15 protein-coding genes are annotated in these 16,482 nt (G+C 61.0%); 4 read left to right on the top strand and 11 right to left on the bottom strand.

Translation table 11 applies throughout. The features are described 5' to 3' along the window. Window positions 1-12 precede the first annotated feature (12 nt). Both ACP7BX_RS06690 and ACP7BX_RS06685 read left to right on the top strand, forming a co-directional pair. Complete coding sequence (locus ACP7BX_RS06690; RefSeq protein ID WP_426130575.1) at window positions 13-1,782, top strand: acyl-CoA dehydrogenase C-terminal domain-containing protein; 1,770 nt, start codon at window positions 13-15, stop codon at window positions 1,780-1,782. Between the two features lie 123 nt (window positions 1,783-1,905). Beyond that, window positions 1,906-3,684 (top strand): acyl-CoA dehydrogenase C-terminal domain-containing protein, encoded by a 1,779-nt coding sequence (locus tag ACP7BX_RS06685; RefSeq protein ID WP_426130573.1) that lies wholly within the window; start codon window positions 1,906-1,908, stop codon window positions 3,682-3,684. 240 nt (window positions 3,685-3,924) lie between these two features. On the opposite strand, the gene ACP7BX_RS06680 is transcribed toward ACP7BX_RS06685, so the two are convergent. Further along, window positions 3,925-4,824: a LysR family transcriptional regulator gene (locus tag ACP7BX_RS06680; protein WP_426130571.1), complete on the bottom strand. Its 900-nt coding sequence runs from the start codon at window positions 4,822-4,824 to the stop codon at window positions 3,925-3,927. Window positions 4,825-5,033: 209 nt separating this feature from the next. Between ACP7BX_RS06680 and ACP7BX_RS06675 the strand changes: the two genes are divergently transcribed. Together ACP7BX_RS06675 and ACP7BX_RS06670 are read left to right on the top strand one after the other, a co-directional pair. Next, a complete protein-coding gene (locus ACP7BX_RS06675) occupies window positions 5,034-6,296 on the top strand; it encodes an aspartate aminotransferase family protein (protein ID WP_426130569.1) in 1,263 nt (420 codons plus the stop codon). Window positions 6,297-6,480: 184 nt separating this feature from the next. After that, a complete protein-coding gene (locus tag ACP7BX_RS06670) occupies window positions 6,481-6,639 on the top strand; it encodes a YqaE/Pmp3 family membrane protein (protein ID WP_007904205.1) in 159 nt (52 codons plus the stop codon). Between the two features lie 5 nt (window positions 6,640-6,644). On the opposite strand, the gene pqqE is transcribed toward ACP7BX_RS06670, so the two are convergent. From pqqE to ACP7BX_RS06620, 10 genes are all read right to left on the bottom strand, one after another. Next, window positions 6,645-7,775 carry a pyrroloquinoline quinone biosynthesis protein PqqE gene (gene pqqE / locus ACP7BX_RS06665; RefSeq protein WP_426130663.1) on the bottom strand — a complete coding sequence of 377 codons (1,131 nt, stop codon included), beginning with the start codon at window positions 7,773-7,775 and terminating at the stop codon, window positions 6,645-6,647. Further along, the gene (pqqD, locus tag ACP7BX_RS06660) at window positions 7,768-8,043 is read right to left on the bottom strand and encodes a pyrroloquinoline quinone biosynthesis peptide chaperone PqqD (protein WP_426130567.1); all 276 of its coding nucleotides are present in this window, start codon (window positions 8,041-8,043) and stop codon (window positions 7,768-7,770) included. Before pqqD ends, pqqE begins: the two co-directional genes overlap by 8 nt. Beyond that, window positions 8,040-8,792 carry a pyrroloquinoline-quinone synthase PqqC gene (gene pqqC / locus ACP7BX_RS06655; protein WP_177110330.1) on the bottom strand — a complete coding sequence of 251 codons (753 nt, stop codon included), beginning with the start codon at window positions 8,790-8,792 and terminating at the stop codon, window positions 8,040-8,042. The genes pqqD and pqqC overlap by 4 nt, the downstream gene beginning before the upstream one ends. A gap of 11 nt (window positions 8,793-8,803) precedes the next feature. Continuing rightward, window positions 8,804-9,715 (bottom strand): pyrroloquinoline quinone biosynthesis protein PqqB, encoded by a 912-nt coding sequence (pqqB, locus tag ACP7BX_RS06650; protein WP_426130564.1) that lies wholly within the window; start codon window positions 9,713-9,715, stop codon window positions 8,804-8,806. A 66-nt stretch (window positions 9,716-9,781) separates the two neighbouring features. After that, window positions 9,782-9,856 carry a pyrroloquinoline quinone precursor peptide PqqA gene (pqqA, locus tag ACP7BX_RS06645; RefSeq protein WP_003194766.1) on the bottom strand — a complete coding sequence of 25 codons (75 nt, stop codon included), beginning with the start codon at window positions 9,854-9,856 and terminating at the stop codon, window positions 9,782-9,784. Between the two features lie 159 nt (window positions 9,857-10,015). Next, window positions 10,016-12,358: a pyrroloquinoline quinone biosynthesis protein PqqF gene (pqqF, locus tag ACP7BX_RS06640; RefSeq protein ID WP_426130562.1), complete on the bottom strand. Its 2,343-nt coding sequence runs from the start codon at window positions 12,356-12,358 to the stop codon at window positions 10,016-10,018. A 48-nt stretch (window positions 12,359-12,406) separates the two neighbouring features. Next, window positions 12,407-13,201 carry a carbon-nitrogen hydrolase family protein gene (locus ACP7BX_RS06635; protein ID WP_426130560.1) on the bottom strand — a complete coding sequence of 265 codons (795 nt, stop codon included), beginning with the start codon at window positions 13,199-13,201 and terminating at the stop codon, window positions 12,407-12,409. Between the two features lie 10 nt (window positions 13,202-13,211). Beyond that, the gene (locus tag ACP7BX_RS06630; RefSeq protein WP_033898101.1) at window positions 13,212-14,903 is read right to left on the bottom strand and encodes a flavin monoamine oxidase family protein; all 1,692 of its coding nucleotides are present in this window, start codon (window positions 14,901-14,903) and stop codon (window positions 13,212-13,214) included. Window positions 14,904-15,049: 146 nt separating this feature from the next. After that, complete coding sequence (locus ACP7BX_RS06625; RefSeq protein WP_038843036.1) at window positions 15,050-15,496, bottom strand: Lrp/AsnC family transcriptional regulator; 447 nt, start codon at window positions 15,494-15,496, stop codon at window positions 15,050-15,052. A 37-nt stretch (window positions 15,497-15,533) separates the two neighbouring features. Next, window positions 15,534-16,403: a LysR family transcriptional regulator gene (locus ACP7BX_RS06620; RefSeq protein ID WP_426130558.1), complete on the bottom strand. Its 870-nt coding sequence runs from the start codon at window positions 16,401-16,403 to the stop codon at window positions 15,534-15,536. Between the last annotated feature and the right edge of the window lie 79 nt (window positions 16,404-16,482).

Here is a 16,482-nt window from a genome sequence, read left to right as displayed (position 1 = left end):
GGAGACATTGCCATGCCTGATTACAAAGCTCCCCTTCGTGACATGCGTTTTCTGATCGACGACGTGTTTGATTTCCACGGCCATTACGCCGCCTTGGGCGCGACCGATGCCAGCCCGGACATGGTCAGCGCGATTCTCGAAGAAGGCGCCAAATTCTGCGAAAACGTACTCGCGCCGCTCAACCGCAGCGGCGACGAAGAAGGCTGCCATTTCGACAATGGCGTCGTCACTACGCCCAAGGGTTTCAAGGAAGCCTTCGCCCAGTACGTGGAAGGTGGCTGGCACGGTGTGGCGGCAGACCCGGCCTACGGCGGCCAGGGCTTGCCGTCGTCGCTGGGCCTGGTGCTCAGCGAGATGATCGGCTCCAGCAATACCTCCTGGGGCATGTACCCAGGGCTGACCCACGGCGCGATGTCGGCGATCCACGCCCACGGCACCGCCGAGCAGAAAGACACGTTCCTCAACAAACTCACCGCCGGCGAATGGACCGGCACCATGTGCCTCACCGAAGCCCATTGCGGCACCGACCTGGGCCTGATCAAGACCCGCGCCGTGCCCCAGGCGGACGGTAGCTATGCGGTCACCGGCAGCAAGATATTCATCTCGGCCGGCGAACACGACATGAGCGCCAATATCATCCACCTGGTGCTGGCCAAATTGCCGGACGCACCGGCGGGCACCAAGGGCATCTCGTTGTTTATCGTGCCCAAGTTCCATGCGGACTCGGGTGAGCGTAACGCGGTGCACTGCGGCTCTATCGAACACAAGATGGGCATCAAGGGCTCGGCCACCTGCGTGCTTAACTTCGACGGCGCCAAGGGCTTCCTGATCGGTGAGGCGAACAAAGGCCTCAACTGCATGTTCACCATGATGAACCACGCGCGCCTGGGCACCGGGATGCAGGGCCTGTGCAATGGTGAGGCGAGCTTCCAGGGCGCGATCAAATACGCCAACGACCGCCTGCAGATGCGTTCGCTGACCGGTGCCAAGGCCCCGGATAAAGCCGCCGACCCAATCATCGTGCATCCCGATGTGCGCCGCATGCTGCTGACCATGAAGGCCTTCAACGAAGGCAATCGCGCACTGACCTACTTCACCGCACAGTTGCTCGACACCGCGCACCTGAGCAACGACGCCACCCAGCGCCAGGACGCTGAAGACCTGCTGGCGTTTCTCACACCCATCTGCAAAGCCTTCATGACAGACACCGGCCTTGAGGTGACCAACCACGGCATGCAGATCTTCGGCGGTCACGGTTACATCCGCGAGTGGGGCATGGAGCAACTGGCTCGCGATGCGCGGATTGCGCCGATCTATGAAGGTACCAACGGCATCCAGGCCCTCGACCTGCTGGGGCGCAAGGTGTTGGGCAGCCAGGGCAAGTTGCTGCGCGGCTTTACCAAGATCGTGCATAAGTTCTGCGCGGCGAATGCCGAGCACCCGCAGCTCAAGGCCTCTGTGGCGCAGCTCAACCAACTGAACGGGGAATGGGGCGAACTGACCACCAAAGTCGGCATGGCCGCGATGAAGAACCCCGATGAAGTGGGTGCGGCGGCCGTGGATTACTTGATGTACAGCGGCTACGTGATACTCGCGTACCTGTGGTTGCGCATGGCGATGGCTGCCCTTGAGCAACCGGACTCGGATTTCTCCAAGGCCAAGCTTGCGACCTGCGACTTCTATTTCAAGCGCCTGCTGCCACGTACCGCCACCCACCGCGCTGCGGTGGAAGCGGGCAGCGAATGCCTGATGAGTCTGCCTGCGGAGGCATTTGCGCTGTAATGACTTAAAAATACCAATCAGTCACAAGTGGACCCTATGTGTCTGAAAAGTTGTTCGGGTACACTCTGAGCCTGTAAAACCGACTCTTACCGAATTACTTTTCACGTTCTCACGAGGTTTGCCATGGCTGATTACAAAGCGCCGCTGCGTGATATGCGCTTCGTCCTCAACGAAGTCTTTGAGGTCGCCACCACTTGGGCCCAATTGCCGGCATTGGCAGACACCGTTGACGCCGAAACCGTAGAGGCCATCCTCGAAGAAGCCGGCAAGGTCACCGCCAAATCCATCGCCCCGCTCAGCCGCGGTGGCGATGAACAGGGTTGCCGCTGGGACAACACCGCTGTGTTCACGCCGGACGGTTTTCCACAGGCCTACAAAACCTATGCCGAAGGCGGCTGGGTGGGTGTAGGTGGTGACCCGATGTTCGGCGGCATGGGCATGCCCAAGGCAGTGTCGGCCCAGGTTGAAGAGATGATCAACTCGTCGAGCTTGGCGTTCGGTTTGTATCCGATGCTGACTTCCGGCGCCTGCGTGTCGATCAACACCCACGCCAGCGAAGAACTGAAGGCGGCTTATCTGCCGAAGATGTATTCCGGTGAATGGGCCGGCTCCATGTGCCTGACCGAAGCCCATGCCGGTACTGACCTGGGGATTATCCGCACCAAGGCCGAGCCACAGGCGGACGGTTCCTACAAAGTCAGCGGCACCAAGATCTTTATCACCGGCGGTGAACACGACCTCACCGACAACATCATCCACCTGGTGCTGGCCAAGCTGCCGGACGCACCGGCCGGTCCCAAGGGCATCTCGTTGTTTCTGGTGCCGAAGTTCATGGTCAATTCCGACGGCAGCCTGGGCACACGTAACACCGTGAGTTGTGGTTCCATCGAGCACAAGATGGGGATCCAGGCGTCGGCGACCTGCGTGATGAACTTCGACGAAGCCGTGGGTTACCTGGTGGGCGAGCCGAACCGTGGCTTGGCGGCGATGTTCACCATGATGAACTACGAGCGCCTGGGGGTGGGCATCCAGGGCCTGGCGTCCGGTGAGCGTTCCTACCAGAACGCCATCGACTATGCGCGCGACCGCGTGCAAAGCCGTGCGCCAACCGGCGCTCAGCACAAAGACAAAGTGGCCGATCCGATCATCGTTCACCCCGACGTGCGCCGCATGTTGCTGACCATGAAGGCCGCGAACGAAGGTGGCCGGGCGTTCTCCACCTATGTGGCGACGCAACTGGACATCGCCAAGTTCAGTGACGATGCTGCTGCGCGTGAGCGTGCCGATAACCTGGTCGCGTTGTTGACCCCGGTAGCCAAGGCGTTCTTGAGCGACTTGGGCCTGGAAACCACTGTGCTCGGCCAACAGGTGTTCGGCGGCCATGGCTACATTCGCGAGTGGGGCCAGGAGCAACTGGTGCGTGATGTGCGCATCACCCAGATCTACGAAGGCACCAACGGCATCCAGGCACTGGACTTGATGGGGCGCAAGATCGTCGGCAGCGGCGGGACGTTCTACACCCTGTTTGCCGATGAGATCCGCGCGTTCATTGCCTCGGCGGGTGCCGAGTTGACGGAGTTCACCAAGCCGCTGGGCGCGGCAGTGGATAACCTGGATGAGTTGACCGCCTGGGTGCTGGACCGCGCCAAGACCAACCCGAATGAAATCGGCGCGGCGTCGGTGGAGTATTTGCACGCCTTTGGCTACATGGCCTACGCCTACATGTGGGCGCGCATGGCCAAGGCTGCGCTGGGCAAGGAGTCTGAAGAAGACTTCTACGCCAGCAAATTGGGCACTGCGCGCTTCTACTTTGCGCGCCTGTTGCCACGCATCCATTCGCTGAGTGCGTCGGTAAAAGCCGGTAGCGAATCGCTGTTCCTGCTGGATGAGGCCCTGTTCTAAGGGCGTGGAGGGCGTGTAAGCATTCTCTTACATGACGTGCTGCTAATCGTCCTCTATCGCCAGATTGGATCCACGGATAATCTACTTCACATGGACGTCGCGCAGGAAGCGCAAAGCAACAACACGGACACGTAGGATTCTGCCAGGACGGCGGAGTGAAATGGATGTCAGGGAAACAGTCTGCAAAGCCCCGCTTCGGCGGGGTTTTCTTTTGCCCGCGAAAAAGTCAGCCTCTTGAATTCAGGGCTGCGCCTGCGGGGCATTCATCACGTCTTCCAGCAGGGTGCGCAGCAACGCCACCGTCGCTTGCTGGCGCTGCACATCGCGGCACACCAGGCCGACTTTCAGCGGCACCCTGGGTTCACTCAAGGGTTTCCACAGCAGCGACTGGCTGTTGTGTTCGTCCTGAGAGCGGCCCGGCAGCACCGTCGCCAGTTTTGTGTGGGGCAGGCTGTCGAGAATCCCCACCATGGTGTTCAGTTCCGCCTGTACTTGCGGGCGTCTTCCGAGGTTGGACAGCTGTCCTTGCCAGATCTGCCGGACCTGGAACTCTTCCCCCAGCAGCAACATCGGCAACTCCGCCGCCTGCTTCAGCGAGACTTTCTTGAATTCCCGCAAGGGGTGATCCTCGGGGATGACCACCTTCAGTTCATCTTCATACAGCAACACGCCATGAAGTCCCGGCTGGCGCGGCGGCAAGTAGCTGATGCCGATATCCAGCGAGCCGTTGAGCAGTCGGCGCTCGATCTCTAACCCGGTCAATTCGTAAATCTGCACCACCAGATGTGGCTGGGCCTTGCGCACGCGCTCCAGCATCTGTGGCACCAGGCTGGTGTGCACAGTTTGCAGCACGCCGATGGCCAGGGTGCGCATCGCCTGGCCCTTGAAGTTGCGCAAGGCTTCAACCGCCTGTTGCAGGCCATCGATCAGCGGCAAGGCATGGTTGTACAGCGTGTGCGCCGCCAGTGTCGGCAGCAGGCGCTTGCTGCTGCGCTCGAACAGGCTCACATCCAGGTTCTGCTCCAGTTGGCGGATCTGCTGGGACAGCGCCGGTTGGGAGATCGACAGACGCTCGGCGGCACGGCCTACGTGGCCTTCCTCATACACCGCGACGAAATAACGCAGTTGCTTGAAATCCATAAGACTTACTTATCGAAAAAGCTGGAAAAACGAAATGGCTGTTGGCCCTTGAGGCGCCTAGTCTAGCGCCTATTCGCAGGGCTTACAGGGCCGGATCGGGCAATGAACAGCGTTTATGTTGGTAGCGTTTACATAGGCAAGGCAAAAAACCTCAAGGCAGCACAGGCGTATCGCACCGACCAAGGTCCGATTGCTATTGGGGGCGAGCTATGAATCTGTTTCGTCGCCCCGCGCCGAGCCTGGACGATTTGATTTTCGAAGTGCCCAGCGATACGTCTTCCAGCGACTCCCTGATGCCCTCCGTCGCCCGCCCTGCGCAAGTTTTCGTACGGGGACAAGGCTCCTGGCTGTGGGACAGCGAGGACCGTGCCTACCTGGATTTCAGCCAGGGCAACGCGGCCAACAGCCTCGGCCACAGCCCTCAAGTGTTGATCAAGGCGCTGACAGACCAGACCCAGGCGCTGATCAACCCCGGCAACGGCCTGCATAACCGCGCTCAACTCAACCTCGCTGAGCGCCTGTGCCATCGCACCGGCAGCGATCAGGCATACCTGCTCAACAGCGGCGCTGAAGCCGTTGAAGCCGCGATCAAGTTGGCGCGCAAATGGGGCCAGCTGCATCGCGGGGGAGCGTATCGCATCCTCAGCGCCAGCGCCGGTTGCCACGGCCGCAGTTTTGCAGCGATGTCGGCGTCGGCGGGTGGTCCAGAAAACCGTTTCGAACCGCAATTACCCGGCTTCAGCCATGTGCCCTTCAACGACCTGCCGGCGCTGCATGCGGCCGTCGACGCGCAAACCGTCGCCATCCTGCTCGAACCGATCCAGGGCGAAGCGGGCGTCATCCCTGCGACCGAGCATTACCTCAAAGGCGTCGAGCGCTTGTGTCGTGAACTGGGGATCCTGCTGATTCTCGACGAAGTACAAACCGGCGTGGGCCGCTGCGGCACCTTGCTCGCGGAGCAGCAATACGGCGTACGTGCCGACATCATCACCCTCGGCAAAGGCTTGGGCGGCGGGGTGCCCCTTGCAGCGCTGCTGGCGCGCGGCAAAGCCTGTTGTTTCGATGTGGGTGAGTTGGAAGGGACTCATCACGGTAATGCACTGATGGCATCGGCCGGGCTGGCGGTACTCGATGCCGTGCTGGAGCACGGCTTTATGGATCACGTGCGTGAGTCCGGCGTGTACCTGGGCGAAGGTCTTGCCCGCCTGGCCTACCGCTACGACCACGGTCAATTGCGTGGCCATGGTCTGATGTGGGGCCTGACGCTGTCGGATGATTCTGCGGATGCTGTCGTAAAGGCAGCGCTGCACGAAGGCCTGATCATCAATGCCCCGCAACCCAACTGCCTGCGCTTCACCCCGGCCCTGACCGTGAGCAAAAGCAATATCGACGAAATGCTCCTGCGTCTGGCCCGCGCCTTCTCCCGCGTGCGTACCGCCCAACTGCAATGCCGCAAGGGCATCGCCGTTTAACCCCCTTATTCCTGAACCGTCTCGCGGTCTACGCGGCGCCTCCGGCCTGATTCTTTTGGCTGGGGGCGTTTTTTTGCCTGTGCAATGACGGATGGCCCAACGCCAGATCCCACTGAACCCTCACGAACGCCCAAGGTCGATTAGCTACACGGCTCACACGAGCCGATTTTCTGGAGCTGACCCCATGGATTTCATTCGTATCATCATCGCCATTCTGTTGCCGCCACTGGGTGTGTTCCTGCAAGTGGGTTTCGCCGGCGCGTTCTGGCTGAATATCCTGCTGACCCTGTGCGGCTACATCCCTGGCATCGTGCACGCGGTGTACATCATCGCCAAGCGCTGAGGCCGTCAGCCTTTTGCGATGAGCCGTGAGTTGCGCTCGTTGCGAAAGGCCAACTGCTCGATGGTCTGGGTGGCGTGTTCGGCTTCTTCCCGCGCTTGCAGGATGAGGCCGTGCTGCTCTGACTTGCTGCACACCGGGTCGGCATTGCTCGCGTCCCCCGTGAGCATGAAGGCCTGGCATCGGCAGCCGCCGAAATCCTTTTCCTTTTCATCGCATGACCGGCATGGCTCGGGCATCCAGTCGTAGCCGCGAAAGCGGTTGAAGCCGAACGAGTCGTACCAGATGTGCTGCATGCTGTGGTCGCGCACGTTGGGAAACTGCACCGGCATCTGTCGGGCGCCGTGACAGGGCAGGGCCGTACCGTCTGGTGTCACGGTCAGAAAGATACTGCCCCAGCCGTTCATGCAGGCTTTCGGGCGTTCCTCGTAGTAATCCGGGGTGACGAAAATCAACTTGCACGGGTGGCCTTCGGCTTCCAGCTTGGCGCGATATTCGTTGGTGATGCGTTCGGCGCGCACCAGTTGTGCCTGGGTCGGCAATAGCCCGACACGATTGAGTTGGGCCCAGCCGTAGAACTGGCAGGTGGCGAGTTCGACGAAGTCCGCTTCCAGCGCAATGCACAGCTCGATGATGCGGTCGATCTTGTCGATATTGTGCCGATGGGTGACGAAGTTCAGCACCATCGGGTAGCCGTGGGCTTTCACTGCACGGGCCATTTCCAACTTTTGCGCGAAGGCTTTTTTCGAACCGGCCAGCAGGTTGTTCACCTGTTCGTCGCTGGCCTGGAAGCTGATCTGGATATGGTCCAGGCCGGCTTTCTTGAAGTCGCTGATTTTCTGTTCGGTCAGGCCGATGCCGGAGGTGATCAGGTTGGTGTAGAACCCCAGCCTGCGCGCCTCGGCGATCAGCTCGGCCAAGTCTTGACGCACCAACGGCTCACCGCCGGAAAACCCCAGTTGTGCGGCACCCATCTCGCGGGCTTCGCGAAACACCTTGAACCATTGCTCGGTACTCAGCTCCTTGCCCTGCTCGGCAAAGTCCAGTGGGTTGGAGCAATACGGGCACTGCAACGGGCAGCGATAGGTCAGCTCGGCCAGTAGCCACAGCGGCAAGCCAATCGGCGGTTTTTCAGGCAAGGGTAATCCAGTGCTCTGCACGGGCGACCTCCATGAAATCCTCGATGTCTTTACCGAGTTCTGGCACGCCGGGGAACTGTTTATCCAGATCAGCGATGATCGCCGCCACGTCGCGCTCGCCGTCGATCAAACCACCGATCAGCGCAGCGCTGTCGTTGAGCTTGATCATGCCCTCGGGATAAAGCAGCACATGGCCTTTTTGCGCGGGCTCGTACTGGTAGCGATAGCCCTGGCGCCAGGTGGGTGTCTTGCTGCGATCAAAGCTCATAGGGGGATTCCTTTATGCCACACCCGTTGGTCGGTCACGCTGTGATACGGCGGGCGTTTGAGTTCGTAGGCCATGCTCATGGCGTCCAGCATGCTCCACAAAATATCCAGTTTGAACTGGAGAATTTCCAGCATGCGTTCCTGGCCTTCACGGGTGGTGTAGTGCTGCAACGTGATCGCCAAACCGTGCTCCACATCACGACGAGCCTGGCCCAGGCGGGTGCGGAAATATTCATAACCGGCTGGGTCGATCCACGGGTAATGCTGCGGCCAGCTGTCGAGGCGCGATTGGTGGATCTGCGGCGCGAACAATTCGGTCAGCGAGCTACTGGCGGCTTCTTGCCAACTGGCGCGGCGGGCGAAGTTGACGTAGGCGTCTACCGCAAAGCGTACACCGGGCAGTACCAATTCCTGCGAACGCAGTTGGTCCGGGTCGAGGCCCACGGCCTGGCCCAGGCGCAGCCAGGCTTCGATACCGCCGTCTTCACCGGGGGCGCCGTCGTGGTCGAGCAAACGCTGGATCCACTCGCGGCGGATCTCGCGGTCTGGGCAGTTGGCCAGGATCGCGGCGTCTTTCAGGGGGATGTTCACCTGATAGTAGAAACGGTTGGCGACCCAGCCCTGGATCTGCTCGCGGGTCGCGCGGCCTTCGTACATCGCCACGTGGTACGGGTGATGGATATGGTAGAAGGCGCCCTTGGCCCGCAGGGCGGCTTCGAATTCGGCGGTGGTCAATGGCGTGTCAGTCATGTCGGTCGCTCCTACAATTCAATGCTCATGCCGTCGTAAGCCACTTCGACATTGCGTCGCACCAATTCCGCTCGCTCGGGGGAGTCTTCATCGAGGATCGGGTTGGTGTTGTTGATGTGGATAAGCACTTTGCGCTGCTTGGGCAATTGCTCCAGCACTTCGAGCATGCCGCCGGGGCCGTTTTGCGCCAGGTGGCCCATCTCTCGGCCAGTGCGGGTGCCGACGCCACGGCGTTGCATTTCGTCGTCGTCCCACATCGTGCCGTCCACCAGCAGGCAGTCGCTGCCGGCCATGATCTCCAGCAATGGCGCGTCGACCTTGCCCAGCCCCGGCGCGTAGAACAGTTTGCCACCGGTGCGCAGGTCTTCGACGATCAGGCCGATGTTGTCGCCGGGGTGCGGGTCGAAGCGGTGCGGCGAGTAGGGCGGTGCGGCACTGCGCAGTGGCAGTGGGGTGAAGCGCAGGTTGGGGCAGGCCGGGATGCTGAAGCTGGCATCCAGTTCGATGCGGTTCCAGGCCAGGCCGCCGTTCCAGTGGGTGAGCATGGTGAACAGGGGAAAACCGGTGCTCAGGTCTTCATGGACCATGTCGGTGCACCACACCTGGTGCGGACAGCCTTCGCGCAGGCTCAACAGGCCGGTGGTGTGGTCGATCTGGCTGTCCATCAGGATGATTGCGCTGATGCCGGTGTCGCGCAGGGCGCGGCCAGGTTGCATCGGTGAAAAGCCCTGGAGTTGCGCGCGGATATCCGGCGAGGCGTTGCACAGGACCCAGTTCACACCATCGTCGGAGATCGCGATGGACGATTGGGTACGCGCCTGGGCCCGCAGGCTGCCATCACGAAAACCTGCGCAGTTCACGCAGTTGCAGTTCCACTGCGGGAACCCACCGCCGGCGGCGGAACCTAGAATCTGGACAAACATGGCAGCTCCATCAAGCTCAAAACAAAAACGCCCCGGGCGAACCGAGGCGTTGTATTACCCAGCGGATTAACGGCTGGCGAAGTACATGGTGACTTCGAAACCGATGCGCAGATCAGTGTAAGCAGGTTTGGACCAGGTCATATTCTTACTCCTACGAAGGGATGGGACGTTTACTACCAAGTAATACATATAGTCCACCTCCAGTCGGAGATGTTCAGATGTGTGCGTGGGAATGTTACGCAATTCTTTTCAAGTTAGCGCTGTCTTGGTGGAAAAAGCCTTTTGCAGGGGCGGCAATGATCAGTCAGCCGCTTGCCAGCTAGCTAAGGTGCACGGGCCGTTGGCCACGCAGCGCCAGCCGCCTGCGGCGTCGTTCAATTGCTGGGCGGCGAGCTGTAACGCTTCGCGGGTGCAGGTTTGGATGTGGGATTGAAGGTCAGCCAGGTAGCCCGACGAGTGGCCCGCCAGATGGGCGTGCCACAACAATTCGGCGGCTTGGGCGCTGGGCAGTTCCTGCGCTGAGAATTGCTGTGCCAAAGCCATGTTGCCCAAGTCGGCGCTGCTATCGATCAGGGCTGGCATTTGTTTCAGGAATACTTGCAGGTGATCAACGATGCCCTCCAGCGACACGCTGGGAGATTGCACGCCGAATAGCAGGCCGGTCTGGCCATTGATCTGTCGGATGCCGCTGAACACGGCGTAGCCGATTTGCAACTCGACGCGCAGGCGCTGGTAGAACGGGCCTTGGAGCAGATGGCCAAGCAGTCGCCAGGCGGCTTCATCCGCCAGGGACTGACTTGGCGTTGGGCAAAACAGCAGCAGTGCAGCTTCATCAGCATCAGTTTTAATCTCATGCCAGATACGCTGGCCGCCGAGAGGGGGCAGAACATGATCGAGGTGTGCAGGCTGCCCTGGCAGACGGGCCGCTGCGGTCTTGATCGCGGCTTCGTGCGCTGCCGAAAAACCCAGTCCCAGGCCGTGCCAGCGCGCAGTGGACCACGATGCCGATTCGGGATTGTGCCCGTTGCAGCAAGCGGGCAGCGCCTTGAGCAATTCACGGATGGCGATCATCGGCGGTGAGGCGGGTGGGGCCTCTTGCGGTTCATTCAGGCTTTGCGCCAACGCGTCCAGCACGGCCGGCATGGGCTCCTGCAGCCCAATCATTTTCACCTGCCAGTCTTGGCCCAGGCTTTCGAACGACAATTCGACGCCCGCCTGACGGGCATGCTCGCGCAATGGCTGCAAAGCGTTTTCCAGGCCGGAGGGGGCTGATCGCCATTGCAGATACAGCGCACCTTCATCACCGTCGTCTACCAATGCCTGACTGAAGGTCAGCGCCGACACTTCCCTACGTCCACGGGAGCGATCCTGCGCAAAGGTGCGCAAGCCCCGGTGAGCGCTGGTCTGGCCGCGAATCAGGCCGGCGCGTTCTTCCTTGGCCGGTGGGCGCAGGAATGGGTTGTTCGGTGGCAGTTGCCATGAGTGCTCGGAGGGCGGCAGGTGCAGCGAATCAAGCGTGGCTTTGAGGGCGACGACGTCCTCTTCCGACAGGCCTTTGCTGTCCTTTCGGGCCAAGGCCAGGGCGCCTTGGACCTGCTGTTGACGCGCGGCCAGCAGCGCGAACTCTTCCCGCAGTGATGTCCAGTCGCTGTGTGCGAAAAAGCTCAACCAGTCGTGCAGCAACGCCTCGATTTGCGTAGCCGATTCGCTTTGGGTGGTGAAGTCGATATCCAACACAGCCTGCCCGGCGAAGTCATAAATCACAGACGCCTGCAGGGCAGCCGCCAGTTGCCGCGTCTTCAATTCAGCCAGCAATCCGCCGGGTGCCGAGGCGTTAAGCCAGGTACAGAGAAACGCCAGTGCTTCCCGTGGAGCATTGCAGGCGATGACGTGGTGCAAGTGATGGTGGGTGATGTGCTGATAGCTCCACGCAGCGCCCTGCATCAATGCCGGTGGAGCGGATTGTGGGCGTAGCGGTCCTGAGGTGAGTTGCTCGCTGAACGGCTGTGCCAAGGCTTCCAATGCTTCCAGTGATTGCGGACCCGCCAAGCTCAAGGTCATCTGCCCGCTCTGATAGAACTGCGTGTGGAATTCCTGCAACGCCTGCTGAAATGCCTCGCGCTCCACCGGCAGGCTGTCGCGGTTGCCTGCATGGAAACCCCGCAGCGGATGATCCGCCGCCAGCCCTTCCAGCAACGCGACCTGCTGCTGCGCCTTGGCATCGCGGGACCAGGCGACAAACTCGGCGTGCAGCACCTCGCGCTCACGCAACTGGTCCTCCAGCGCTAGGCGCGGGTGGCTCAGCATGTCAGCCAAACGCTCCAATCCACCGGCAAACAGTGCAACTGGCAGCTCAAAGAAAAATTCCGTGGTGCGCTCACGGGTGCTGGCATTGATCTGACCCCCATGACGTTGCACGTAGGCCATCAACCCTTCGTTTGTGGGAAAACGCTCGGTTCCCAGGAACATCAAATGCTCCAGGAAATGCGCCAACCCCGGCCACGCCAGCGGCACGTCATGGCTGCCCGCGGCTACGCGCAAAACGGCGGCGCAACGTTTGAGACGTGGCGCATGCTGCAAGGAAGCCCGCAAGCCATTGGCGAGGGTCAAGTGAAGGTGATGAGGGTGGGCCGGCGCAGGCATGGGCACTTCCAAAACGTGGGATGTGCCTATGCTAACAAACCGGCTGGATCAGGGCTTGTGCAGCACGCCGTATAACTCGGGGCGACGGTCCTGCAAGTAGTGATTGGCAGCACGGGCCTCCAGGATCGACTGACGATCCAGCGCCCCGACGATCAAGGCTTCATCCAGGCCCGCCTGGGCAATGCGCTGGCCATTCGGCGCGGCGATGCTGCTTTGCCCGCAATACTGGATCTCGTCTTCGTGCCCGCAATAGTTGGCGTAGGCCACATAGCATTGGTTCTCGAACGCCCGTGCCCGCACGGTGACGTCGGCAACAAAGTCGAACGGCACCATATTGGCGGTGGGCACCAGGATCAGTTCGGCACCGGCGAGGGCCAGGCGCCGGGTGTTTTCCGGGAACTCAAGGTCATAGCAAATCAGGAAACCCAGCTTCCAGCCATTGAGCTCGACCAGCGGGAAATCATCGCCGCCGGCACTGAACATCGAGTGGTCCAGGTCGCCAAACAGGTGGGTCTTGCGGTAGTTGCACAAGCGCTGGCCGTGGGCGTCGATCAACTGCACGGCGTTGTAAATCTGGCCGTCCTCGGCCCGCTCCGGGTAACCGTACAGGATCGCCAGCCCTACACTTCTGGCCAGTTCGGCGATCGCCTGTGCCGACGGTCCATCCTGCGTCTCGGCCAAAGCGCCAACCGCCTCGGCGCCGATGTTATAGCCGGTGAGGAACATCTCCGGCAGCACCAGCACATCGGCGCCGGACGCCTCATGCGCCAAAGTGTGCAGGCGCTTGAGGTTGCCGGCCACATCCAGCGGCAGCGGTGGGCATTGGTACAGGGCGACGCGCATGTTCAGCTCCTTAATCGGCCAGGGCGATTGGCCCGATTTCATCGAATACGTCACCCGGCCCTGGGTTCTCTGGGTGAGTGCTGCCACCGAAGTGGGTCATGATGCCCCACACCGCATTCAGCGAAGTCTGCACTGCGCCCTCGACCCAGGCTGGGGTCCACGACACATCGTCACCGGCGATAAAAATCCCACGTTGTTCGGCGGGCATGTCCTTCTGCATGAAGTGCGCATACATACGCTGGTTGTAGCGATAGTGGCCCGGCAGCGCGCCTTTGAAGGCCCCGAGGAAATGCGGGTCGGCTTCCCACGACACGGTGATCGGGTCTCCGATGATGCGCGCCTTGATATCGACTTTCGGGTAGATCTTTTTCAGTGCGTCGAGGGCCAGCTTCACGCGTTTGTCGATGGGCTGCGGCAGCATTTTCAGCGCATCGCTCATCCACGAGTACGACAGGCAGATCACCCCTGGCTTGTCGTCGCCGTTATCGAACAGGTAGGTGCCACGGGTCAGGCGATCGGTGAGGGTCATGCTCATCAGGTCGCGGCCGGTTTCAGGGTCTTTGTCTTTCCAGAACGGGCGGTCGACCATCACGAAGGTTTTCGACGATTGCATGTAGCGCGTGCGGTCCAGGGCCATCCACATCTTTTGCGAGAACAGCGTTTCGTCGCATTCGATCTGAGTGGTCAGCAGCCAGCTTTGGCAGGTGGTCAGCACTGCGGCGTATTCGCGGGTATCGCCATAGTTGTCGGTGACGGCAAAGCGGCCATCGGCGGCATGGGCGATGCGCTTCACCCCGGCCCGAGGCGCGCCGCGATGCAGCGAGCTCAGGCTGGTGCCGGCCGGCCAGTGGGCGCAGCGCTCCGGCACATGGCGCCAGATGCCCATGGGCACCTGGGCCACACCGCCGACCACCAGGTGTTGATGGTCGTCGCAGTTGGTCATCACTACACGGAAGATTTCCAGCATGGAGTTGGGGAAGTCTGAGTCCCAGCCGCCAGTGCCAAAACCGACCTGGCCGAAGACTTCGCGGTGCAGGAATGACAGCTTGGCGAACGCCTTGGAGGTCGCGACGAAGTCGTAAAAGGTACGGTCATCCCACAGTGGCACCAGCTTGTTCCACAGTTCCTTGAGGCGCGGCACGTCACGGTCGCGGATGGCCTGCTGGATGTCGCCGAACTGCGACCCGGCTTCCAGGGCATCGGCCCAGGCGTCCGCCACTTCCTGGAACAGCACCGGCAAGTCGGAAAGTTTTTGCGCGTAGTGGGTCTGGCCTTCAAGGTCGATGACCGTACTGCCGGACGCAGGGGTCAGTGGGTTGGGGAAAGGTTTGGTTTCCAGCCCCAGCTTATCCACGTAGTGGTAGAACGCAGTGGATGACACCGGAAAGCGCATGCCGCCCAGCTCGGCAATGATGCCTTCGGCACCTTCGAAGGCTTGGGAGCGCAGGCGTCCACCCATTTTCGAGGCTTCGTACACCACCGGCTTGAGACCGAGCTTCATCAGCTCGTAGGCGGCCACCAGGCCCGCGATCCCGGCGCCGACGATCGCCACTTCGGCACCGTGGTTGGCGGCGGGGATGCTGCCGAGGCCGGCCGGGTGTTCGATCCAGTCATCAAAGGCAAACGGAAAGTCCGGGCCAAAGATGGTGATGGGCTTTTTACCGTCTGCAGGGTGGCGATTGTTTTTGTTGAACGTGTTCATGGCTGACCTTGCTGGATACTCGGCGGGGCACGACCCGCTGAGTATAGGAAAAGATGGTAGCCAGTTTAGGGAGCGTTGCGTACGTTAATAAGACGCAATGTGTCGTCGTAATGATCTGTTTTTAGTCAAAGTGACGAAGCTTGCGGTCAAACTGGCTGGCCGCGATCCAATTTGTTGCTGAGGATGATCGAAGTCGTGGTTTTCTCCACGCCGTCCACGCTGCCGATCTGGTCGAGCAATTGATCCAACTGCTCAGGCGAATCCGTGCGTAGCCAGGCGACGTAATCGAACTCGCCACTCACCGCGCACAGCTGCTGCACCTGGGCCATGGCGCTCAACCGGCGCAACACCTCTTTGCCCGAGCGCGGTTGCACGGTGATGCCCACGTAGGCTTGCAAACCTCCGTCCGCCACCCGCTGGCTCAGGCGCACGCCATAGCCGGTGATCACCTGGGTTTTCTCCAGGCGCGCCAGGCGAGAGGTCACCGTGGTGCGCGCGATGCCCAACTGCCGGGCGAGCATGGCCACGCTTTCGCGGGCGTTGATCTGCAAGGCGGCGATCAGTTGGCGATCGATTTCATCTAGGGCGGGCAAGGTGAGGGCTCCGAAACGGGGGCAATAAGCAGGCATCTTACAGGCTGGCGTCAGCGAGCAGGCAGCGGGCAAATAGTTGCGGTACGGGGAGTTGGCGCTGGTTGTAGCGACTGAGCAGGATGATTTCGCGGTAAAAGGTCAGATTGCCCAGCGGGATAATTCTTACCTTGGGCGAGCGTTCCAGCCACAACCCGGCCTGAGGAATCAGCGATGCACCCAGGCCACACTCGACCATCTTGACGATGGCCTCCAACTCGTCCAACTCCAGCGCCACCTGCACGTCAAGCTTCTGCTCACGCAGGAATCGGCTGACCAACCGACCACCAAATGAGGCCCGGTCATAACGCACGTGAGGCTGCGTCGCGAGCAGTTGCAGAGGGTTATCACCCGCTAGCCTGTCAGGCACGATCAGCACAAACGGTTCCTTGCGCAGCACCTGCACATGCAACTCCTTGGGCAGGTCGAAGGGCGGACGGATGATGATGGCCGAGTCCAATTCGCCTGCATCTACCTGGCTCAACAGCTCCAGGGACACACCCGGTATCAGCTTGCACTCCACCGCCGGCGCCGCCTGGCGCAAACGCACCAGCGCCTGGGGCAGCAAACCGGTTTGCGCGGTGGTGATGGCGCCGACTTTCAACTCGCCCCGGTACTCGTTGGCATCCACCGGTACCGCCATGCGGTTGAAGGTTTCCAGAATCTCCTTGGCCAGCGGCAGTGCGCGTAGCCCGGCAGCATTCAGCGTGGCCTGGCGTCCGGTGCGGTCGAACAGCGGCACGCCGAGGGCCTGCTCCAATTGACGAATCTGTGCACTGACCGCCGACTGCGTCAGCCCGATATGCATGCCTGCCGCTGCGAACGTGCCGTGCCGGGTTACCGCAATAAAGGTTTTCAGTTCGCGCAGCATGGGCCTCTCGATTGATCGAAATAATTTGAGCTCGATGCAAAAACTATCGTCTTTTCATCGTCAGGAGCAAGGCTAAACT

Source organism: Pseudomonas sp. DWP3-1-3b3, assembly GCF_049896305.1.
Taxonomy (GTDB): domain Bacteria; phylum Pseudomonadota; class Gammaproteobacteria; order Pseudomonadales; family Pseudomonadaceae; genus Aquipseudomonas; species Aquipseudomonas azotoformans_A.
Note: the sequence above shows the minus strand (reverse complement) of the source record. Positions and strands in the feature narration are given on the sequence as shown.